Origin of the sequence: Maribacter vaceletii, assembly GCF_003634105.1 — a bacterium.
In the GTDB taxonomy this organism is placed as follows: Bacteria; Bacteroidota; Bacteroidia; order Flavobacteriales; family Flavobacteriaceae; genus Maribacter_B; species Maribacter_B vaceletii.
In genome coordinates this window covers 421,256-443,504 of record NZ_RBIQ01000007.1, presented here as the reverse complement: position 1 = coordinate 443,504, position 22,249 = coordinate 421,256, and the positions used below count along the sequence as shown (strand labels likewise).

15 protein-coding genes are annotated in these 22,249 nt (G+C 32.8%); 7 read left to right on the top strand and 8 right to left on the bottom strand.

All coding sequences use genetic code 11. The features are described from left to right. Positions 1-23: 23 nt before the first annotated feature. Together CLV91_RS01995 and CLV91_RS01990 are read right to left on the bottom strand one after the other, a co-directional pair. The gene (locus CLV91_RS01995; RefSeq protein ID WP_121063450.1) at positions 24-1,823 is read right to left on the bottom strand and encodes a RagB/SusD family nutrient uptake outer membrane protein; all 1,800 of its coding nucleotides are present in this window, start codon (positions 1,821-1,823) and stop codon (positions 24-26) included. 19 nt (positions 1,824-1,842) lie between these two features. Further along, positions 1,843-4,899: a SusC/RagA family TonB-linked outer membrane protein gene (locus CLV91_RS01990; protein ID WP_121063448.1), complete on the bottom strand. Its 3,057-nt coding sequence runs from the start codon at positions 4,897-4,899 to the stop codon at positions 1,843-1,845. 342 nt (positions 4,900-5,241) lie between these two features. Here CLV91_RS01990 and CLV91_RS01985 point away from each other — a divergent pair, with 342 nt between their 5' ends. Then, a complete protein-coding gene (locus tag CLV91_RS01985) occupies positions 5,242-6,252 on the top strand; it encodes a LacI family DNA-binding transcriptional regulator (RefSeq protein ID WP_121063446.1) in 1,011 nt (336 codons plus the stop codon). On the opposite strand, the gene CLV91_RS01980 is transcribed toward CLV91_RS01985, so the two are convergent. The 6 genes from CLV91_RS01980 to CLV91_RS01955 all read right to left on the bottom strand — a co-directional run bounded on the left by CLV91_RS01980 (position 6,253) and on the right by CLV91_RS01955 (position 14,082). Continuing rightward, on the bottom strand, positions 6,253-8,109 hold the full coding sequence (locus CLV91_RS01980; protein ID WP_121063444.1) for a sulfatase family protein: 1,857 nt from the start codon (positions 8,107-8,109) through the stop codon (positions 6,253-6,255). Between the two features lie 30 nt (positions 8,110-8,139). After that, positions 8,140-9,531 (bottom strand): sulfatase-like hydrolase/transferase, encoded by a 1,392-nt coding sequence (locus CLV91_RS01975; protein ID WP_121063442.1) that lies wholly within the window; start codon positions 9,529-9,531, stop codon positions 8,140-8,142. 20 nt (positions 9,532-9,551) lie between these two features. Continuing rightward, positions 9,552-11,228 carry a sulfatase-like hydrolase/transferase gene (locus tag CLV91_RS01970; RefSeq protein ID WP_121063440.1) on the bottom strand — a complete coding sequence of 559 codons (1,677 nt, stop codon included), beginning with the start codon at positions 11,226-11,228 and terminating at the stop codon, positions 9,552-9,554. Positions 11,229-11,247: 19 nt separating this feature from the next. After that, positions 11,248-11,991 carry a 3-keto-disaccharide hydrolase gene (locus CLV91_RS01965; RefSeq protein WP_121063439.1) on the bottom strand — a complete coding sequence of 248 codons (744 nt, stop codon included), beginning with the start codon at positions 11,989-11,991 and terminating at the stop codon, positions 11,248-11,250. Between the two features lie 160 nt (positions 11,992-12,151). Further along, positions 12,152-12,952, bottom strand: coding sequence for an alpha/beta hydrolase (locus tag CLV91_RS01960; RefSeq protein ID WP_121063438.1), 801 nt, complete (start codon positions 12,950-12,952; stop codon positions 12,152-12,154). A gap of 14 nt (positions 12,953-12,966) precedes the next feature. Then, positions 12,967-14,082 (bottom strand): Zn-dependent alcohol dehydrogenase, encoded by a 1,116-nt coding sequence (locus tag CLV91_RS01955; protein WP_121063436.1) that lies wholly within the window; start codon positions 14,080-14,082, stop codon positions 12,967-12,969. Positions 14,083-14,234: 152 nt separating this feature from the next. Between CLV91_RS01955 and CLV91_RS01950 the strand changes: the two genes are divergently transcribed. From CLV91_RS01950 to CLV91_RS01925, 6 genes are all read left to right on the top strand, one after another. Beyond that, on the top strand, positions 14,235-15,098 hold the full coding sequence (locus CLV91_RS01950; RefSeq protein WP_211333182.1) for an AraC family transcriptional regulator: 864 nt from the start codon (positions 14,235-14,237) through the stop codon (positions 15,096-15,098). 135 nt (positions 15,099-15,233) lie between these two features. After that, the gene (locus CLV91_RS01945) at positions 15,234-16,787 is read left to right on the top strand and encodes an alpha-L-fucosidase (RefSeq protein ID WP_121063434.1); all 1,554 of its coding nucleotides are present in this window, start codon (positions 15,234-15,236) and stop codon (positions 16,785-16,787) included. Between the two features lie 124 nt (positions 16,788-16,911). Continuing rightward, the gene (locus tag CLV91_RS01940; protein ID WP_121063432.1) at positions 16,912-17,703 is read left to right on the top strand and encodes an SDR family oxidoreductase; all 792 of its coding nucleotides are present in this window, start codon (positions 16,912-16,914) and stop codon (positions 17,701-17,703) included. Positions 17,704-17,741: 38 nt separating this feature from the next. Next, positions 17,742-19,061: an L-fucose:H+ symporter permease gene (gene fucP / locus CLV91_RS01935; RefSeq protein ID WP_121063430.1), complete on the top strand. Its 1,320-nt coding sequence runs from the start codon at positions 17,742-17,744 to the stop codon at positions 19,059-19,061. A gap of 7 nt (positions 19,062-19,068) precedes the next feature. Beyond that, on the top strand, positions 19,069-19,410 hold the full coding sequence (locus tag CLV91_RS01930) for an L-rhamnose mutarotase (protein ID WP_121063428.1): 342 nt from the start codon (positions 19,069-19,071) through the stop codon (positions 19,408-19,410). Positions 19,411-19,607: 197 nt separating this feature from the next. Further along, positions 19,608-22,241 (top strand): T9SS type A sorting domain-containing protein, encoded by a 2,634-nt coding sequence (locus CLV91_RS01925; RefSeq protein ID WP_121063426.1) that lies wholly within the window; start codon positions 19,608-19,610, stop codon positions 22,239-22,241. The last annotated feature ends 8 nt before the right edge of the window (positions 22,242-22,249 follow it).

Here is a 22,249-nt window from a genome sequence, read left to right as displayed (position 1 = left end):
TCGAACTTATAAACTCAATTTTTTTAGTAACCAGGGTTTTGTTCTACAATACCTTCGCTAGCATCTATTTCTGATTGAGGAATAGGCCATAAGTAATGTTTATTTGGATCAAAAACTCTCACCTCTAATTCTCTATAGTCTAAATTTCCAAGTTCAACTCTGGGTTGTGATGGTGCTCCAGGGTAAGTTACAAAACCGTCATCATCGATACTAGGTATGTAGTTAAGAGATCCTATTTTGCTAAACCCATTGGCAGGACTACCAAACACTTCGGTATTCATGACTTTTTCTGCAATTCGCCATCTTTTAATATCAAAAAGTCGTAATCCTTCATCTGCAAATTCTATTTTTCGTTCTCTCCTAATAATTTTTCTTAGCTCTTCTTGATCGGTTGTTGTAATTGCTGGATAAGGAATGCCACTGTTGTTGTAGGCTCTTTCTCTAACTAAATTAATTGCATTTAATACAGAGTTATCTATATTTCCGGCTTCAATTTTAGCTTCTGCATAAGTTAATAAAACTTCTGCATAACGTAATAAATAAACAGGTTGTTCTGATCTTCTTTGAGAGCCATCATTGGCGATTAAGGCAGGTTCATCTGAGAATTTTTTCCAGAAATAGCCTGTAAAAGATGTAAAACGATTTGCTCCACCTGTAGTATATTCTGTGCCATCATATGGGTCTATTATTTTTCTTCCTCCTGGATTAGCGGCATTTGGGTTAAAAACTCGTTCTATATTTACTCCATTTTCTACTTTCCAAACAGCAATACTATCACTATGCTGTTGTATTTCATGATTTGCCCATACCTCACCAGGAATTGCAATTGTAGCTTTTAATCTTGGGTCTCTATTATTAAATGGGTTTTCTGGGTCATAGGTTGGGTCTTCGTCTATTGGTAATCCATTAATAGTCTCATAACTATCTACTATTTGTTGTGCAGGTACTAATTGGCACCATCCACCAAAACGACTTCCTTGTCTTTGCGATATTTCATGAACCCTTGTACCATCAGTATATGATAAATCAAGGATTACTTCGGGAGAGCCAATACCCGATGCAGTAAATAATTCTTCATAGTTAGTATGTAAAGTTGGCGTTGCTTCTGAGTTCATTACTTTTAAAGCAGCACTTTCTGCAAGTAACATGTCTCCATTATATAATGCAATTCTAGCAATCAATGCATTTGCTGCATTTGCAGATGCTCTACCTCTTTCGCCACTAGATTGTACCGCAGGAAGTATACTAGCAGCTTCTTCTAAATTAGTAAGAATATTTGCTACAATTTCTGTTTTAGAAGTTTTTGGAATTGTTAAATCATCTAAAGAAGTAACTATTTCTGTTCTAAAAGGGATATCACCATAAAGTTCTGTTAAGTAACTATAAAACATAGCTCTTAAAAATAAAGCTTCTGCTTTAATTTGTTCAAACCTTTCTGGGTCTGTAACATCTTTAGCTTTATGCATATTAGATAATAGATTGTTGGCACGTTGAACACCAGTATAAAATCTATCCCAAAAGGCATTAACAATTGCTTCTGTTGAGGTTAAACCGCCAGTAGTAGTAGCAACGGTGCCTCCTACATTACCACGATTAAAAGCATAATCGGTAGTATGGTCTAATAATTGAGGAAAGGGTACTGTCCTTACATAGTTTAAACTTTCATAAGTACCAGCAAGTGCAACCTCTAAATGATCTTGTGTTTGAAAAAAAGTAGCATCTGTTGGTGCTCCAGGATCCTCTAGATTTAATACAGTGTCTTCACAGGCTCCTAAAATAAGAGCGCTAAGACATATTGTTATTATATATTTTATTTTTTTCATTTTGTTTATAATTATGGTTCTAAAAAGTTACGTTAAGGCCTAATGAAAACACCTTAGTCACAGGGTAGAATGCACCAGATGAAAATTGAGGGGTTAATGGGTCTATCCCTTCTGGCATATTATCCCATGTAGCTAAATTTTGTCCTGACAAATATATTCTTGCTCTGGAAAGACTTATTTTATCTAAAAAGTCTCTAGATAAATTATAACCTAGTGTAATATTTCTTAATCTTACATATGATGCATCATGCATCCAAGTTTCATTTGTCCTCCAGTTTGGATGCGAACTTGCAGGATGTAAACGAGGATAAGCAGCATTAGTATTTGTTGGTGTCCAATAATCTGCTTGCCATTCCTGGATTTTACCAGCATTAAAGAATGCATAACCAGCATCACCTTGTAATACAATATCTCTTCCTCCAGAGCCTAATAAAGATATAGAAAGATCTATGTTTTTATATTCTGTAAATAGTTCTAATCCCCAATTTTTATTTGCGATATCACTTCCAATAATTGTACGATCATCATTTGTGATTTCTCCATCAGGAACTCCATCAGGGCCAGAAATATCGGCATACTTTATATCACCTGCTTGAATTGCTCCAAATCCTGGAGTAGGTAAGTCAGGGTTTAAAGCTCCACTAGAATCAAAATCACTCTCTTGGTATAATCCTTCTACTTTTAGACCATGAATTGCTCCAATTTCTTCTCCAACTCTATTAATTCTATTTCCTGGAGGTAATTGATCTAAACCACCTAAGTTTTTAATTTCGTTTTTAAAATCAGAATAATTAAAGTTAAATCCATATCTAAAGTTTTCGCCAATCATATCTTGCCAACCTATAGATAAATCGTAACCAGTGTTCCATACTTCTCCGGCATTTTGTGCTGGAGATAATAAGCCTGTAGAACTTGGGATAGTAACATCTAATAAAATATCTTTTGTTTTACGAACATAATACTCTCCCGTTAATGATAATTTACTTTGAAAAAGTTTGGCATCGAAACCAATATTTTGAGTTTCACCAGTTTCCCAACGTAACTCTGGATTTGATAAAGTTTCCTGTGCGCCTCCAGTAATTGGTACGCCACCAATAGTAGGGTTAGCGTTACCCAAACCAAACAATGAAGTATAAACAAAGTTGTTAAGAACGGATTCACCATCTGCATTAGTACCATAAACAAATTGATTTCCTAATTGACCCCATGAAGCTCTAAATTTTAAGAAATTTATAGTTTCACTATCCTGTAGAAAACCTTCTTGTGAAGCTACCCAACCTAAAGAAAAAGAAGGGAATGTTGCCGAACGGAAACCAGGAGCAAAACGAGAAGAAGCATCACGTCTTACATTTGCTTCTAAAAGGTATTTATCTTTATAGGAATAATTTATTCTTCCAAATAAAGATTCTAAACCATTTAAAGTAGAAGACCCGTAGTTTAATTGCGTATCTGCATCTCCATTATCCAATCCTCTAAAATCGTCTAACACATAATTTTTACGACTAGCTCCCCATGTTTCGGATTGAAATTTTAATATTTCGTACCCTGCTAAAGCAGAAACGCTATGATTTCCAAAATCTTTACTATAGTTCATGATAGCATTAAAATTATCTTGGAAAGATGTAAAGGTTTCTTTTTCTAAGCTAGGGGAACTTCTGTTAATAGCCGGTCCACCAGAGAATTCATAATACGTAAACCCTGTTTGAAAATTATCTTGGTCGCGATCTGTATACTGTGGTGCATAGGTTGCAGATATAGAAAAGTTATTAAAAGGTCTATACGTAGCTTTTACTAGCCCTCTAAAATAGTTAGTAATAGTTTGGTCTAAAGCTGTAGAATTTGCATATGCAACTGGGTTACCGCCAGAAAAGCCTTGCCCGTTTGTGCCGTCATCGTTAATCGCAACAAATAAGGGTTGTAACCTATATGCCGACCTAGTAATACTATTAAGTTCTCCTGGTTGTTTTCTATCTTCTCTTCTAAAATTTAAATCAAAAGCTAAATCTATTTTTTCACTTAATTTAAAATCTAAATTAAAACGACCATTATATCTTTTAAAGTTAAAGTTTGGAACATTACCATCTTGATCTGTATATGAAATAGAACTAGACATTTTTGCTTTTTCAGACCCTCCTCTTACAGAGATACTATGGTATTGTTGAATAGCAGCTGACGAGAATAGTAAATCTACCCAGTCTGTATTTGGTAATGCTTCTGTACCAACACCATCTCCATTTCTGTAGGCTTGCAATGTTTCTTCTGGAAAAGCTCCTGGTTGTGCAGAGTTAAATGCTTCCATATACCCCAAAGCATCAAGAAATTGAAGGTTTTGAGCAATACTTTGTACACCAATATAGGTATTATAGGAAGTAGATATTCTGCCTTCCTTACCTCTTTTTGTTGTTACAAGAATAACACCATTAGCAGCTCTTGAGCCATAAATTGCCGCAGCAGAAGCGTCTTTTAAGACCGATATAGACTCAATGTCACTTGGGTCTAAACCATTGATGTCATCTGGGATTCCGTCAATTAAAACTAGTGGATTGTTCTTAGCTCCATTACCTAAAGTACCAACACCTCTAATTCTTAAAGTTGCATTATCTCCTCCAGGTTGTCCACTAGATTGTGTGGCTGTTAAACCAGGAACTAAACCAGCTAATGCTTGAGAAGCCTGTGCTACAGGTTGTCTTGTGATTTCAGCAGCTTTAACTACTTCTACAGATCCTGTTAAATTTACAACCTTTTGTGTGCCGTAACCTACAACCACAACTTCATCTAACTGAGCGGCGTCTTCCTGTAATGCAACATTAAGATTCTCTTGATTAGAAACTACAATAGTTTGACTAACCATACCAATGTAAGAAAAGGATAATGAAGCCCCTTGATTTACGGTAATTTGGTAATTACCATCAAAATCGGATTGGGTTCCATTGGTTGTACCTACTTCTACAACATTAGCTCCAGGAAGTGGTACTCCATCTGAATCTGTAATAGACCCATTTACTATTTTCTCTTGAGACCATAGCATAGCACTACAGCAAAAGAAGAAAATTAAATAGACATGTTTTCTTTTCATAATTTGTCTGTTAATTAATAATGATTTAAGTTAATTTTAAGTTAATTCTTGGGGTAATTTAGTATTAGAAGATGTTAGAAAAGTGTAAGCGAAGATTTTATTTTACCGGAAACGATACCGGAAACGGTTTAAATATTCGGAAACGGTTTCGGAAACAAACTATTTTTAGTATTTAGTGTATTCTTATTAATGTTCATTATATTGTTTATTATTGTAATTTTAAAAGCTATTTTATTGCTTATTATATAATTTGAAAAAGATTTTTTGTTATTGGAAAAGATTGTTTTTTTAAGAAGGTATATTTATTTCCGAAAATTTATTTAAAAACTTAATACTTTAATTATGAAGCACGTTACTATAAAAGATGTAGCAAAAAGATTAAATGTTTCTATCTCATCTGTATCTAGGGCTTTTAATGATAAGTATGATATTAAAAAAGAAACTAAAGAACTTATACTAAAAACGGCAGAGGAAATGGGTTATTTTCCTAATCCTATTGCAAAAAAATTAAGTCAAAATAAAACCTTTAATATTGGTGTTGTTGTACCAGAATTTATAAATGAATATTATTCTGAGATTATAATAGGAATACAAGAAGTGTTTATGGCACATGGTTATCAGGTACTAATTGCTCAATCTGATGAAAAACCTGAAATTGAATTAAAAAATGTAAAAACTTTAATTCATAGTATGGTTGATGGTTTAATAATTGCTCCCACCATGGACAGTGGAAATATGGAGTACTATCTAAAAGAATTAAATGCTGGATATCCCATTGTTTTTATGAGTAGAGTTAAAGAAACATTAGAGGCTTCTAAAGTATATTTTAACAATAAAAAATGGGCTTTTTTTGCTGCAGAACACCTAATAAGACAACGGTATAAAAATATTTATTACCTAGCTGGGTATAAAAGTTTAAATGTTTCTATAGATAGAATAGAGGGGTTTAAAAGAGCTATGAATAAGCATAAAATACCTAAAGAAAATTACAAGGTTATAGAAACAGGATTACTAGCAGAAGAAGGTATGCAGGTTATAGAAGATCTAATTTATAATCATGATTTGCCAGATGCTATTTTTTGTTTTAATGATCGTGTGGCAATGGGTGCAATTGCAAAACTAAAAAGTAATGGTATTAAAGTGCCTGAAGATATAGCTGTAATGGGTTTTACAGAGACTCGTATGGTAGATTTAATAACTCCAAAATTAAGTAGCGTAAAACAACCAACTTTTGATATGGGTAAAAATGCGGCAGAACTTTTATTTAAACAAATAAACAATTCTCTAATGGAACCTCAAACCATTGTTTTAAATGGAGAGCTAACCATTAGAGAATCATCAGTTAGAAATTAATTAAGGTATTAAATATTCAATTCGCCTAAGTACTTGTGCATCTTTTAGTACAGTTGGTTTTAATTTTGAGGTATCTATTTGTATTGAATATCCAAAATCTTTAGAACTTAAAAGCGTTATAGAATTGAGTATAAGTAAAGCTTCAACAGGATTATTTGTGCTATATAAAGCCTCTAAACATATTTGTTCTGGATTATCATTTTTAGTAAGTCCTAAAAACTCTGCAGCTCTAACTTTATTTAAAGCTTGTGGGTCTGTTTTAGCTATGTTTTTAATGGTAGTTTTTAATGCATTTGCTTCTTTACCAAAACTACTGCAAACTATCAGTGCCCAATAACGTTCCCAAGGGTCTTTAGAAGCTAAACTTACTTTTACTTTCTCCTTAATAGAACTAAAATCTTGTAACATTAAATTTGCCGTTGTAATATATTTTTTAATGTCTTTTTTATGCTCTTGCCCCCATTTTACTGGATTTTTTAAAGCATTGTCAATAATATAGTGTTCTGGGTAAAAAGAAAGGTCAGGCATTCCTTCTATCCATGTATTTAAAGAGCTTCTTAGATCTAAAAGGGTGTTTTTGTGTGCTGCATCGTTTGCTAAATTCTTAGTTTCATAAGGGTCATTTTCTACATCAAAAAGCATTTCAGGTGCTTTTGATTTAAAAAATGTGGATTGTACATCGTTTAATTTACCTTCGTTATAAAGTGTTTCCCATTCTTTATATGCTAACTGTTTGTAACGATAGTTATTCATTAATCCATCAAAATTGAAAGGTTGAAAATTACGGATGTATTTATATTTCCCTTTACGCACTGATCGTACTAAATCGTACTTTTCATCAAATCTATCTGCGTATCCAAATGTTGTATGGTCTTGTTTTGTTTCTTCTGGAGTAAGAAAAGGTTTACCGTCTATTTGTTCGGGAATAGACACGTTAGCTAGTTTTAAAACCGTTGGAGCCAAATCTATGAAACTCACAAAGTTTTCAGTAGTGCTTCCAGGTTTTAAATGTGTTAAATGTTTATAGTTTTCAGGAACGCGAACTATCATAGGAACGTGAAGTCCGGTTTCGTATAAATATCCTTTACTTCCTGGTAAAACTCCTCCGTGGTCACCATAGTAAAAAATGAAGGTGTCTTCTAATAATCCATCTTCTTTTAATTCTTTAATCACAGCACCAACTTCTTGGTCCATCTCCTGAATTTTATTTCGATAATGAACATTAGTGTATTGAAATAATTCTGTTTGTGGGTGATTAGGTTGAATGTTAAAACTATCTAATTCACCTTTTGCTAAAGCGGCATCCATATCTTCCTTGGTAAAATGAATTCTAGATTCATGACTTGTACCTATATTAAAAACATGGAAGAATGGTTGGTTTTCACTTCTATTTCTGTAGCTAGCTTTTTTTGAAGAATCATCCCAAACCGTATCACTTTTTACAAAATTATAATCTTCTTTACTGTTGTTAGTTGTGTAATATCCGGCTTGTTTTAGGTACGCAGGAAACATATGTAGGCCATCTGGTAATGGTGCTAACTCGCTTTTTCGATGAAACTGTACTCCAGTTCTTGGAGCATAAGTTCCAGAAATTATTGTAGATCTAGCAACACTACATACTGGAGCATTAGAGAACGCTCTGGTAAACATAACTCCTTGATTGGTTAAAGAGGCAATATTGGGAGTCTCTATTCCATTTTCATCAAACAGTTTTAAATAATGCTTAGAGTTATCTTCAGAAACTATCCATACAATGTTAGGCTGTTTTTCAGGAGTTTTTTCTGCTGTTTTACAGGAAAAAAAAGTGATTACGCTAAGAAAAATAAGGATTGTTTTTTTTATAAATATATTTCTCATAATTATTTAAGATGATTTTTTAATACTTAATTATTTTATTTTCCGGGTAGATTTTTTTCTAGCATCTTGAAGTTTTTTCTCTTCCTTAATTACATTCTCGGGGTGGGGGTCTAACCACCCTGGAGCTATATTTTTACTATCCCAAGTTTTATATTCTTCTTCTAATTCTTTTATGATATTAGGGTTGTTTTCCGCAATATCATGACGCTCATAGGAATCATTTTTTAAATTAAAAAGCATAGTTTTATTCTTATAAGAACTTTTGTAAAGTTTAAAATCCCCTTTTCTAACAGCATATTCAAAACCACCAACAGAGCGCCAAAAAAGAGTGTTGTGTGGCACGGTAGATAGGTTTCCTTTTAAGTAAGGTAATAAACTTTTTCCATCTAATTGTTTTTTGGAAGTAACATTTACTCCTGCAGCTTCTAAAAATGTAGGATATAAATCTAAAGAAATAACATTTTGGTTATACGTCTGTTTTGGCTTTATTTTTTTAGGCCAAGTGATAAAAAAAGGAACTTTTATTCCGCCTTCAAAAAGCATTCCTTTATGACCTCTATTAGGTCTATTGTCTGCATGTTCTTTTCTTCCGCCATTATCACTAAGGAAAACAATTATAGTATTATCCTTTATTCCGTTAGCTATAAGAGCTTTATTTATTTTACCTACACCATTATCTACGGCATTTACCATAGCACCATATATACTTCTGTCACTATACTCAATATGTTTAGTTTGTTCTAAATATTTTTCAATAGCATGATCAGGAGAGTGTGGCGCATTATACGCTAGGTATATAAAAAATGGTTTATCAGATTTTTTGTTTATGTAGTTAATAGCTTCGTTTGTAAAGTCATCTGTTAAATAACTTAATTCTTTCTGCGGTACAGGTTTACCATTTCTAAGGATAGTTTTTAATGGACCATCTGGAATTCCCCAATAATTCATGTTTCCTCCAGAAAATCCAAACCAATAATCAAAACCTTGGTTGGTTGGGTGTAAATCAGGATGGTCACCTACATGCCATTTGCCTATAGCACAAGTTCTATAGCCTTCTTCTTTTAAGGCTTCAGATATCATAACTTCAGACAAAGGTGTTCCTATGCTATTATCATTGTCTGTATCATAGGTCATGTTGCAATCATGACCAAACCTTGCTTGGTACCTTCCCGTAAGTAAACCAGCTCTAGAAGGGCTACAGTAGGGGTGAGATACATAACCATTAGAGAAAATTACGCCACTTTCGGCTAGTTCGTCTAGGTTTGGTGTGGGGATATCTGTGCCGCCATTAAAACCAACATCTGCCCAGCCTTGGTCGTCTGTAAGAATTACGATAATATTAGGTTTCTTGGGTGCTTCTTGAGCACTTGTTTTTGCTCCTATAAATAGAAGAATAGTAATTACTAATGCTAATTTTTTCATTTTTTTAGTAGTTTGGTTTTTTACTCTAATTGTACCTTATCAGAACTTTCTAATTGACTGTCAATAGTATATCTATAAACTTTAGGAGCATCTGTTCCTCTTGCATTTGTAATTTGTTTTTTCCATTCTTTTCTAAGTTCTTCTAATATAGAATTATGCTGCTCCTTGCTTACTAAATTATGAAGTTCACTTGGGTCATTTTTTAGATTGTATAGTTCTTCGTAGACAGGCTTTTCTCCTTGTAAAGAAGACTCTATATAGTCTCTGTAAATAGCAATATCTGAATCATGAACAGCGTAAAGCATATGTTTTTCTTTAATACCTAAATCTTTAGCTACTTGTATTTTTTTATTAGCAGAGAAGGTATTGTTTTTGTAATATCTTATGTATTTCCATTCTTTGTTTTGAACCGATTCACATCTAGGGTTTCCAAATTGTGTAGACCATAGGTTTTCGGTATAAACATAATTTCTGACAGATGCTTTTTCTCCAGAAACTATTTTTGATATGTCTTTTCCTTGCATAGCTTTTGGTATGGAAGCTCCTGCAAAACTTAACATAGTTGGTGCAATGTCTATGCTTTGCACTAGGGCATCATTTTTAACACCTCTACTCTTCTTTTTTAATTTAGGGTTGTAAACAACAAGAGGAACATGCGTAGTAATTTCATAACACAATGCTTTTCCTCCTAAACCTTGTTGTCCCATATATAATCCATGATCAGAGGTAAATACTATAATAGTATTTTTTTCAATTTTTAGAGCTTTTAGGTTCTTTCTTAAGTTACCAACTAATCTATCTATACCAGTCATAGCTTGCATTTGCCTTATATATCTTTCTTTAGTGCCTTCTGGGGTGTCAGAGAAGCTATATCCAACCTGTCTGTCTTCTACTCTATGAATACTAGAAGGTAATTTTGGTGTTTTAATATCTGCTTTAGCAATGTAATTAGCTGGTAATGGTATGTCTAAATCTCTATATAGGGATTTATATATTTCATCATCTGTTTCTTTTTGTTCCATGGTGCGAGTACTAGCACTATGAGGTAAATTAAAGTTAATAGAAAGCATAAAAGGTTTATCTCTTGGGCGTTTTTCTAAAAATTGTACTGCACCTTCAAATTTTTGTTCATTTACATCTAAAAATTTAGTAACCCCTTCATCTATTATTTCTACTTGCGTGTCAAATTCTGCATTTTTAAAGATAGGGTGGTGTTTTTTAGGGTAAAAAGTTAAGTGCCCATGACCTGCATACCAAAAGTCAAAGCTTTTTTCCATTAATCCGCTTTGGTAACCTCCTTTGCCAACAGGGGCATGATTTTTACCAATCCATCCAGTATAATATCCTGCATTTTTAAATTGCATTGGGTAAGATTCTTTCCATGCTTCATTAGAAACACTAGTTCCAGAGTTGAAATTAACACCATGTTTTCTTTCATACTGACCAAGTAAAATAGACACCCTACTAGGAGTGCAAATGGCACTAGTAATATGAGCATTTGTAAATAGAACACCATCATTTGTTAATTTGTCTAAGTTGGGTGTTTTTACAATTGTATTTCCAGTTACTCCCATGTATCCATAAGGTTGATCGTCTGTAAGTATAAAAATAATATTTGGACGATCTTGTGCTTGTATAGAAAAAATAGATAAGCTGTATAGGATAAGTGGAAGTATGAATCTAAGTGATTTTTTCATGATATATGTTCTTATTTTTTTAGGGTTGTAATTCTTCTAATTGTATGTTTCTGTACGTTATTTCAGCTCCTTCTGCTTGTAGTGCTATTTGCCCTTTAGATAAAGGTTTTTTGTCTTTGTCAACAAAGTTTTTTATTTCATTAATTAAATTACCGTTTACATAAAAACGAGCAGATTTGGAACCTCTAACTTCTAGTCTTACTGTGTTCCAACCTTCTATTTCATGGTCTTCATATTTTATATTTTGAAGAAAAGCAGTGTCGCCACTAGAATCTAATTTTTTTTCGACACCATTTTTTTCTATTACAATAACTGCGGGGCCTTTAATCACCCATAAATCTCCCGTATCATGCTCTTGTATTTGACACTCTAAACTACTTGGCCAAACTACTTTTTCTCCTTGGATATGAAAAAGTATACCTGCATCTCTTTTGTCTTCTAATCTGGGTTTAAATTTACGCTCGCCCCACTTATATTGTAATTCTAAATTGTAATGGCTGTATTCTTTTCTAGTAGTAATTATCCCAAAAGGGGCTTTGTTTCCTTTCCAAGTATATAAAACTTCTATTCTGTTGTTCTTTACTGTAAAAAGTTTGTTGTTCTCAGGGTTTGGCTTTTCTGAAGTAGTATATGTTGTATTTATTTCTCCTTTTGGAAAAGGGTTAATACTATGTTGTGCAAATGTATTAGATACCGTTATACTCAAGAATACTATGAGAAAAACTATTTTCTTAACTATAGGAATGCTGTTTTTTAGTAACATATCTTGACTATTTATAATTGTTTCTATAAATATATAAGATAGTTAAGAAAGTAGACGGCTATAAAACCAAAGGAGCTATAATTAAAAACATTTGTTGTGTTTAAAACTTTAAAAGAAGAAAAAAAGGGTAAAGTTTATCATTTATAAGAGACGGTGTTTGTTATTTAGGTTTTTCTTCGGAATTAAAGAATTGCAAAGTATCTATTACATGTTCTGTCCAATAAGGCCATTCGTGTTTTCCGGGAAATTCTTCGTAAATATGTGCAATATTTTCTTCCTCTAATTGTTGGTGTAATTTACGATTGTGCTCTATTAATATATCTTCTTTTCCGCAATCGAATCTAAATTTTGGAAGTTTGTTTTTAGATTCTATAATAGTTTTAAAGACAGATGGAATTTCTTTTTTTAAAGCATCATATTCATGTAAAGGTTCTTCTACAAAAAGAGACATCTGCTCAAAAGATGTTATAGAAGAGTGCCCAGAAACGGCTTTAAATTTGGGTGCGTGTTTAATCCCAAGATTAAGAGCTCCAAAACCACCCATAGATAATCCTCCTATGTAGAGGTTAGAGTTTTTACTGGTTGCATCTATGTTTTCTAGTATAGCATTAGGAACATCTTCTACAATCCATTTTTCAAAATTTCTTTGGTTATGCGGTAAGTAAGCAGAGCCATCACCCCAAAGTCCGTCAGAGGGCATTGCAATTATCATAGGTTTTAATGTTCCTTTTTGCATCATTTCCCAAGCGGTAATATGTACTCCCGTTTTCTGAGACCATATCCAAGCACTGCCATACACTCCATGTAATAATAGGACTATTGGTAAATCTTTTGCGTTTTTAACAGGAGGAACAAAGAGGCAAATATCCCCGCGACCTTTTAAGTTTTTTGTTTTAACCGTAATGAACCTAAGGTTGTTACTTTCAAATTCTGGATCAGATATTTCAGTAGTTCTAAACATTTTCTAAATGATTATTAAAAAACAATTACTCCTTTTGCATTTTTTCCAGAAAGCATATCGTCAAAAGCTTGTTGTAAATCATCTATAGGATATGTTCTGGTAATCATTTCATCTAATTTAATCTCCTTATTCTTATAATGATTTAGTATTTTAGGAAAATCGGTTTGCGGATTACATTTCCCATATAAAGGATTAATGTATTTTTTATCCCATTCAAACAAAGACATATCAATTAAAACTTCTTCTTCTATTCCGCTAACTTGTATTGCAGTTCCTGCGTTTCTTACCATTGCTAAAGGGGCAGCGCCTAATGCAGGTATGGCTGTACACTCAAAAGCATAATCGGCACCTCTTCCATTAGTCATTTCTTTAACTTTCTCCGCTGCTTTTAAAAGACCTTTGTCATCTTTGTCTGCTAAAATAGTATGCGTTGCGCCAAACTCAACCGCCATATCTAATCTAGTTTGGTTAATATCTATCGCAATAATTTTGTCTGCATTACAAACTTTTATTCCTTGAATTACATTGAGCCCAACGCCACCTGTACCTAAAACAACCGCAGAAGAGTTAGGTTCTACTTTGGCTGTATTCACGGCAGAACCAAAACCAGTCATTACGCCACAGCTAACTATACTTGCTGCGCTAAAAGACATGTTAGGGATTGTGTTTTTTACAACCGCAGATTCTTTTACTAGGGTATATTCAGAAATAGTTCCAATATTAAAGGAGCGTTCAATAGGGTTGTTATTCCAAGTGGTTCCTTCTATATGCGCATGCCCTTCGGTATATCCATTTCCGCCAGCCACAACAGGGGAGTTGTTCTCACAAATATGTTCGTTTTCATTTTCGCATTGAAAACAAGTGCCGCAAGGGGTTGCCCAATTTAAAATCACAGAGTCGCCAATAGCAACACTTTTTACATTAGTACCTATAGCTGTAACAATACCAGCTCCTTCATGTCCCATAACAATGGGTTTTCCCCAGTTTAGCGAATCGTGGTCTGTATGGCAAAGCCCTGCGGCTTTAATTTGCACTACTACTTCGTTCTGTTCTGGGGTTTGTACTGTTATTTCTTCAATAGAGAAAGAGCCATCGCCTTTGGCAATTGCCGCTTTACATTTAATAGCCATGTTTTTTATTTTTAAAAATATAAATCTACTAGATTTAAAGGTTTATGAATTTATCTAAATAAACCGATTTAATACCCTATTTTAACATAAAATTCGTGTTTTTTATTTTTTTGTTGTAATATGAGCAATATTATACTAAAATTAGATTTGATTTGAAGGCGCAATTAGAAAAAATATCTAGCTCTCCCAGAAGTTCTTTTAAAGTTTTTACGTATTCAGATTCTATGTTTAATGCTCCTTGGCATTTTCATCCCGAATATGAACTAACTTATATTGAACAAAGTAGTGGTATGCGGTATGTAGGAGACAGTGTATTAGAGTTTGAAAAAGGGGATTTAGTTCTTTTGGGTTCTAATTTGCCGCATTGCTGGAAAAATACCACTGTAAATGAAACGACTTCTAAATCTATAGTAGTGCAATGGAAAGAAGATGTAATTGGAGAAGGGTGGCTTGCTAAAACCGAATTTTCAGATATTAGTAAGCTTTTAGTATTAGCTTCTCGTGGTGTAAAATTTAATAATAGGGTTACTAAAAAAATAGTTCCCATACTCCAGAAAATGGAAAAACAAACTCCTTTTGAAAATATTATTTCATTACTTCAAATATTAAATACGCTTGCACATTCTAAAAATAAAATTACTTTATCTGGGAATAATTTTGCTCCTAAGCTAAATATTAAGGTCAATGAGAGAATTAATGTAATTCATAATTTTATCATGGAGAATTACCAAAGACAAATTACATTAAAAGAAATTTCTGGTGTAGTTTCTATGAGTGAAGAATCTTTTTGTAGGTTTTTTAAAAAAACATTTAATAAATCATTCTTTACGTTTCTTAATGAGTATAAAATAAAATTGGCTTGTCAACTTTTAATAGATTCTAATAAACAAGTTGCAGAAATTGCTTTCTTATCCGGCTATGAAAGTTTGCCTTTTTTTTACAGACAGTTTAATAAATTCATTAAATGTACACCTCTGGTTTACCAACAAAAATATGCAAGAGCATTTACAAATTAAGTTTTTGTCTAGTTGTTAACCCTCCTTTTTAGTAGGTTTGAACCATTTGTTATACTTATTGGAACATGTGTAGTTTCAGTTGTTGTTTTAAAATAGGAATTTAGCAAAGCACTAATCATGGATTAAAACAACATAATGAAAAAACATTTTTTAGTATTAATTGCTCTTACATTATTAATAGTTTCTTGCAAGACTGAGAATAAAGATGCAAAGAAAGATTTAACTACTGTTACAGATAGTATTCCAAAATATGAACCAAATTGGGAATCTATAAAAAAGAATTATAAAGACCCTGCTTGGTTTAATAAACAGAAGTTTGGAATTTTTATCCATTGGGGAGCATATTCTGTTCCTGCTTTTGGGTCAGAATGGTACCCAAGACAAATGTATATGGATACTGCAACCTTTACCGCACAATTAAAATTACAAACAAAAGGACCAAATGCTACTTTTTTACACCATAAAAAAAAGTGGGGTGACCAGAAAGATTTTGGATACAAAGATTTTATTCCAATGTTTAAGGCAGAAAAATTTGATGCTAAAAATTGGATAGATTTATTTAAAAAATCTGGAGCAAAGTATGTGGTTCCAGTTGCAGATCATCATGATGGTTTTGCAATGTATAAATCTAATACTACAAGATGGAACTCTGTAGATATGGGTCCTAAAAGAGATGTTTTGGGAGAGCTTTTTAAAGAAGGTAGAGCACAAGGGCTAATCATGGGGGCTTCTTCTCATTACGCATTTAACTGGTCTTTCTATAATAAAAAAGATAAGTTTGATACTACGGATCCAGAATATGCAGATTTATATTCCCCAAAAGGAAAAGATATTAATGAACCTGTTTCAGAAGAATTTAAGAAACAATGGATGGATCGTACGGTAGACTTAATTGATAATTACCAACCAGATATTCTTTGGTTCGATTTTTATTTAGATATTCCAGATTATGCATCTGTTAGACCTAAAATTGCTGCTTATTATTATAATAAAGGAATAGAATGGGGTAAAGAAGTAGTGTTGCAAGACAAGAACTTTAGCCATGAAGCGTTTCCGGAAGGAACTGTGGTTTATGATTTAGAAAGAGGGAAATTACCTGGTATTAGAAAATTACCTTGGCAGACCGATACTTCTATAGGGAAAAACTCATGGAGTCATGTTACAGATTGGAAGTCTAAAACAGCAAACCAAATAGTAGATGATTTAGTAGATATTGTTTCTAAAAACGGAAATTTGCTTTTAAATGTAGGTCCAAAAGCAGATGGAACTATTCCGGAGGATCAAGCTAAGATTTTATTGCAAATTGGAGAGTGGTTGCAGGTAAATGGAGAAGCAATTTATGATACCAAGTATTGGAATACTTTTGGAGAAGGGCCTACAGAGGTTAAAAAAGGACACCATTCTGAAGGAAAAAATAAAGACTTTACAGGGCAAGACATTAGATTTACTAAAAAAGGAAATAAATTATATGCTATAATGATGGCGTGGCCTAAAAAAGGAGAAGTTACTATAGAATCTTTAGGAGAAAATAGTGAATATGCTAAGGGAATAAAAATAGAAAATGTAACCCTATTAGGGTCTAAAAAAGATATAGTGTATAAGCAAACCAAAAAAGGATTATCTATAACCAATTTGGGAGATAAGTCTGGTGAGTTTGCGCATACTTTAGAAATTACTTTGAGTGAGTAATAATAGTTGATTAGAGTTAGTTTTATTTAGTTTTCGGACGCACCTTTTCGGTGCGTTCTTTTTCGTTTTTAAGAGATAGTTATTTATTTTTAGAGAAAATCATTATTTAAAAAATTTAGTATAGATGGATTTAAAGTTGAAAGACAAAGTAGTCGTAATATCTGGAGCCGCAGGTTCTAAAGGCAGTATCGGAGAAACTATCTTGCAAAATCTTGCAAATGAAGGAGCAATACCAGCGGTAATTGATAGAAATGCAAGAGGATTTGAATACGTAAAGGAGCTTCAAGAAAAAGGAATAGATGCTATTTTCTGTCAAACGGATGTTACTAATCCAGAGGAAATAAAAAATGCTTTTGATGTTATTATAAAAAAATACGATAGAATTGATGTTGTAATTAACAATGTTGGTGTAAATGATGGTGTAGGTTTAGATGCTTCTTATGACGAATTCATGAATTCCTTGAAGCTAAATATGGTAAGTTATTTTCTTGTTGTAAAACATGCATTACCGTTTCTAAAGAAGTCTAAAGGGAATATATTAAATATTGGTTCCAAAGTTGGCTTAACAGGTCAAGGAGGTACTTCTGGTTATGCTGCATCTAAAGGCGGTGTACTTGGTTTAACAAGAGAATGGGCTGTAGATTTAATAAAAGATGGTATAAGAGTTAATGCTATAATAATAGCAGAAAGTTGGACACCTGCTTATGATGCTTGGATTAAGACTTTAGAGAATGGAGAAGAAAAATTAAAATCTATAGTTAAGAAAATTCCTTTAGAAAATAGAATGACAACACCACAAGAAATTGCAGATACTTGCTTGTTTACAATTTCTGAAAAAGCATCGCATACCACAGGGCAGTTTATTGCAGTAGATGGTGGTTATGTTAATTTAGATAGATCTTTATTAACAGAATAACTTTTAAAAAATCAACCAACCTTTAATTCTAATATATTATGAGTACTAAAAAAGCTCCAATAGTAAGTAAGGAACTATTATTTCCTTTTATAATTATAACATCTTTATTTGCCCTATGGGGAATAGCAAATGACCTAACTAACCCTATGGTTTCTGCATTTAAAAAGGTGATGCCAGAACTATCTAATATGGAAGCTTCTTTAGTACAGTTTGCTTTTTATTTTGGTTACTTCTTTATGGCCTTGCCTGCGGCTTTATTTATTAGAAAATACAGTTATAAATCTGGTATTATATTAGGACTCTCTTTATATGCAATTGGTGCGTTTTTGTTTTATCCAGCAGCAGCAAATGAAACATTCACCTATTTCTTAATTTCTTTATGGGTTATTACTTGTGGATTAGCATTTTTAGAAACAACTTCAAATCCCTTAATTTTAGCATTAGGTGATAAAGAAACTGCTACGCAACGATTAAACTTGGCTCAAGCATTTAACCCAATAGGTTCTCTATCTGGGATGATTATAGCACAAGTATTTGTGATTAGCGCGTTACGTTCTGATGATTATACTGAAGAGGCTTATAAAGCCTTAACCTCAGAAGAATTGGCAGCCGTTAGAGAAAATGACTTAGGCATAATTAGCGTGCCATATATAGGTTTGGGGATTTTGGTTTTAGTTATTATGGCAATTATAATATTTACGAAAATGCCAAAAACAGCAGATGAGGATAAAATGTCACTTTCGGAATCTTTTAAAAAATTATTTGCTAATAGTAATTATAAATTTGGAGTTGTTGCTCAGGCATTTTATGTAGGTGCTCAAATTATGTGTTGGACTTATATTTTTCAATATGTTGATAATATAAATGAAACGTTTGACATGGAGCTTACCGCAACTTATTTTAATGTAGCAGCTATGATTTCTTTTCTAATCGGTCGTTGGATAGGAACAGCATTGATGAGAACTATTAATCCTTCTAAAATGTTAATGCTATTTGGAATAGGTGGTGTTGTATGTTGTGCAGGTGCTGTGTTATTATCAGGAATGGCAGGTTTAGTTTCTTTGGTTGCTGTATCTGTTTTTATGTCCATAATGTTCCCAACAATTTACGGTATTGCGTTAAAAGATATGGGAGACGAAGCTAAAATAGGATCAGCTGGTTTAGTTATGGCAATTGTAGGAGGTGCGTTAATGCCTGTTTTACAAGGTAGTATTTTAGATTGGGGTGGTTCTGGTTTTTCTGATGTAAAAATTTTAGGGTTTATTCCTGAAGTTAACTTTTCTTTCATTTTACCGCTGGTATGTTTGGCAGTTGTAGCATTCTATGGATATAGTACTTTTAAAAAACAAACTAATTAAGATATAAATGACAACAAAAAGATTTTGTCTTTCCTGTGATTTAAAGGATGACCCTCAATTAATTGCAGAGTATAAAGAATACCATGCAGCAGGTAATGCGTGGCCAGAGATTACAAAAAGTATTAAGGATGCAGGTATTATAGATATGCAAATTTACCTAACAGGTAATCGTATGTTTATGATTATGGAAGTTGATGAAACTTTTGATCCTAACAAAAAGGCAGAGATGGATGCTAATAATCCTAAAGTACAAGAGTGGGAACAACTTATGTGGAACTACCAACAAGAACTTCCGTGGGCAAAAAAAGGTGAAAAATGGATTGAAATGGAAAAGGTATTTCAGTTGTAATTATACGCTATAATTAGTAATAAAAAGCACTTATATTAAGACTGTTCTTAATGTAAGTGCTTTTTATATTTAAAGTGTATAGTAAATTTAAAGTCTATTCTATTAGTTTGTTAAGTTATTATTGAGTGTTATTTTCTATTGTTTGTATTCCCGTTAACTATATTTAGAAGATACAATTTTAACAAAAATTCTATTTTATGAATAAACTAATTATTGGAGTACTTCTATGTTTTATGTATTTACCTTTTTATGCACAAGTGCAGGTAGATGTTAATCTAAATGTAAAACATACTGTTGGAAATATTTCAGAATTTGACCGATCTAAGTTTATTACCATTCACGCTAACCAAGTTGAAAATGAGTGGGATGGTGACAATTTTGTAACGGACCTTCGGGATGATTTTCTAAATGGATATGATGTTTATCTTGGAAGAAACACAGGAAGTATAACTTGGAATTTAAATAATATTGGTGAAGATCCTATTAGATCAGGGTTTGCCGATCCAAATGAAATTGTAACGAAAGGCTCAAACACCAGAAACAATTATGCATCTAAGACAGATTTACATAGTTATGAAAGCAGAAAGGCGAATCATGTTATGGCTGCGCAATTGCATCCATTTTGGACTGGAGAAAGTCAAAGAGCTACAAGTGTTACAGGTTGGGAATTAGCTAATGCTACTGCAACCGGGGAATACATGGGTCGTTTTTTTAACGAATTTCATGGAGGTAATGGTGAGCCAATACCTAAATGGATAGAAGTTATAAATGAACCTGCTTATGAAGAACTTGGCGGGAAAAGTAATTTTACTAATTCGTTACAAGAAGTAGCTGATTTTCATGTAGAAGTAGCTGATGCTATTAGAGTACAGAATCCTAATCTAAAAATAGGAGGGTACACAGTGGCTTTTCCAGATTTTGAAACCGGAGATTTTCAAAGATGGATAAATAGAGATAAACTCTTTATTGATGTAGCTGGTGAAAAAATGGATTTTTGGTCTTGGCACTTATATGATTTTCCTGTTTTTGGCGGAAAAAAAGATTTAAGATCAGGTAGTAATTTGGAAGCTACTTTTGATATGCACGATCAATATAGTCTTATTAAGCTTGGAGAAACAAAACCTTATGTAATATCGGAGTATGGTTCTCAAACTCACGATTTAAGAAACGAGCAATGGAGTCCATACAGAGATTGGTTGTTTATGGCTGCTCAAAATGGACAAATGATGTCTTATATGGAAAGACCTAATGATATTGCTATTGCAATTCCGTTTACAATTGTTAAGGCAGAATGGGGTTATAATTCTACCACAGGGATACCATATGTATCAAGATTAATGAGAAAGGCCAATGAACCAGCGAGTTATACTGGAGAATGGGTGTATACAGAAAGAGTAAAGTTTTATGATTTATGGAAAAACGTTAAGGGCACAAGGATAGACACAAAAGCAACAGATTTAGATATCCAGGTTGATGCCTACATAGATGGGAACAAAGGTTATGTAATACTCAATAATTTAGAGTTTTCGGCAGCTACTATAGATTTGAACGTCTTTGATAATTATAATGTTGCTATAACAAGTATTTTAAAAAGACATTTAACACTGTCGGGTAATATTCCGGTTTTAGAGGAGGAAAGCGTAATAACTGCAATTTCAAGTGTAGAATTGGGGTCTCAGTCTACCATGATTTTAGAATATACTTTTGATAATGATATTATAATTGATGAAACTTCAGATGAAGTAAAATATTTTGCAGATAGTTATTTACAACCAATACAAGCAAACCAAGCGGTAACCTTTAATATTAATGGAGTAGCAAAGCCTACAACATATGGCGAAGCTGTTTTAAGAGTTAGTATAGGTCGTGATCACGGTAGTGTTTTAAAGCCTGTTGTAACAGTTAATAATGTAGACATAACTGTGCCAGAGGATTGGCGTGGCTATGATCAAGCACAAAAAAATAGATTTTTTGGGACACTAGAAATCCCTGTTGCTTATGATGTTTTAAATACAAACAATGTTATTTCGGTTGCATTTCCGGATGCTGGAGGGCATGTAAGTAGTGTAGCTATGCAAGTATTTAATTTTAGTTCTAATATTAGAGAATTTACACCTGAAAAATTACCTACAAACAATTATACTATAAAAGCAATAGATGCTACTTGTAATAATCAAGACAATGGTATGCTAAGTATTAGTACTATTGTGGGGCAGAATTATAATGCAGTTGTGTCTAGTGCAGGCTATAATGAGAGTTTTAATTTTTCTAATAATTTAAGCGTAGAGAATTTAAAAGTAGGAAGCTATACTATTGTAATTACATTACCATCGTTTCCAGATTATAAAATGGAATTCTCTGTTCAAATAAGAGAACCAGAATCTTTAACTGTTTCTTCTAAGCTTACCGTAGATAAAAATGCCGTTTTTTTAAATTTAAAAGGTGGCGTCAAATATTTTGTTGCGTTAAATGGTAAAGAAATACAAACAGGTGCTAATGAAATTGAATTAGCATTGGAAGAAGGAATAAATAAATTGAAAGTAACAACAGATAAAAATTGTCAGGGTGTTTATGAGGAAACTATTTTTATAGATAAATCCTATTCTATTTATCCTAACCCAGTAAAAGAAGAACTTTCTATAGTAGTAACAGAAAAATTGAGAAATTCATCTGCTTATGTATATGATATTACTGGTAAGCTAATATTAAGAAAAGAAATAGATAGCACAGAGAATAGCATATTGGTAAATGGACTAGGAAAAGGAGTTTATATTATTGTTTTTAAAAGGAACAAAGAAAAAGTTGGGGCTTCAAAATTTGTAGTAGAATAAAAGTAAAA

Coding starts and splice junctions, on each gene's coding strand:
- CLV91_RS01995 (WP_121063450.1), bottom strand. CDS start 1,823: ATGAAAAAAATAAAATATATAATAACAATATGTCTTAGCGCTCTTATT.
- CLV91_RS01990 (WP_121063448.1), bottom strand. CDS start 4,899: ATGAAAAGAAAACATGTCTATTTAATTTTCTTCTTTTGCTGTAGTGCT.
- CLV91_RS01985 (WP_121063446.1), top strand. CDS start 5,242: ATGAAGCACGTTACTATAAAAGATGTAGCAAAAAGATTAAATGTTTCT.
- CLV91_RS01980 (WP_121063444.1), bottom strand. CDS start 8,109: ATGAGAAATATATTTATAAAAAAAACAATCCTTATTTTTCTTAGCGTA.
- CLV91_RS01975 (WP_121063442.1), bottom strand. CDS start 9,531: ATGAAAAAATTAGCATTAGTAATTACTATTCTTCTATTTATAGGAGCA.
- CLV91_RS01970 (WP_121063440.1), bottom strand. CDS start 11,228: ATGAAAAAATCACTTAGATTCATACTTCCACTTATCCTATACAGCTTA.
- CLV91_RS01965 (WP_121063439.1), bottom strand. CDS start 11,991: ATGTTACTAAAAAACAGCATTCCTATAGTTAAGAAAATAGTTTTTCTC.
- CLV91_RS01960 (WP_121063438.1), bottom strand. CDS start 12,952: ATGTTTAGAACTACTGAAATATCTGATCCAGAATTTGAAAGTAACAAC.
- CLV91_RS01955 (WP_121063436.1), bottom strand. CDS start 14,082: ATGGCTATTAAATGTAAAGCGGCAATTGCCAAAGGCGATGGCTCTTTC.
- CLV91_RS01945 (WP_121063434.1), top strand. CDS start 15,234: ATGAAAAAACATTTTTTAGTATTAATTGCTCTTACATTATTAATAGTT.
- CLV91_RS01940 (WP_121063432.1), top strand. CDS start 16,912: ATGGATTTAAAGTTGAAAGACAAAGTAGTCGTAATATCTGGAGCCGCA.
- fucP (WP_121063430.1), top strand. CDS start 17,742: ATGAGTACTAAAAAAGCTCCAATAGTAAGTAAGGAACTATTATTTCCT.
- CLV91_RS01930 (WP_121063428.1), top strand. CDS start 19,069: ATGACAACAAAAAGATTTTGTCTTTCCTGTGATTTAAAGGATGACCCT.
- CLV91_RS01925 (WP_121063426.1), top strand. CDS start 19,608: ATGAATAAACTAATTATTGGAGTACTTCTATGTTTTATGTATTTACCT.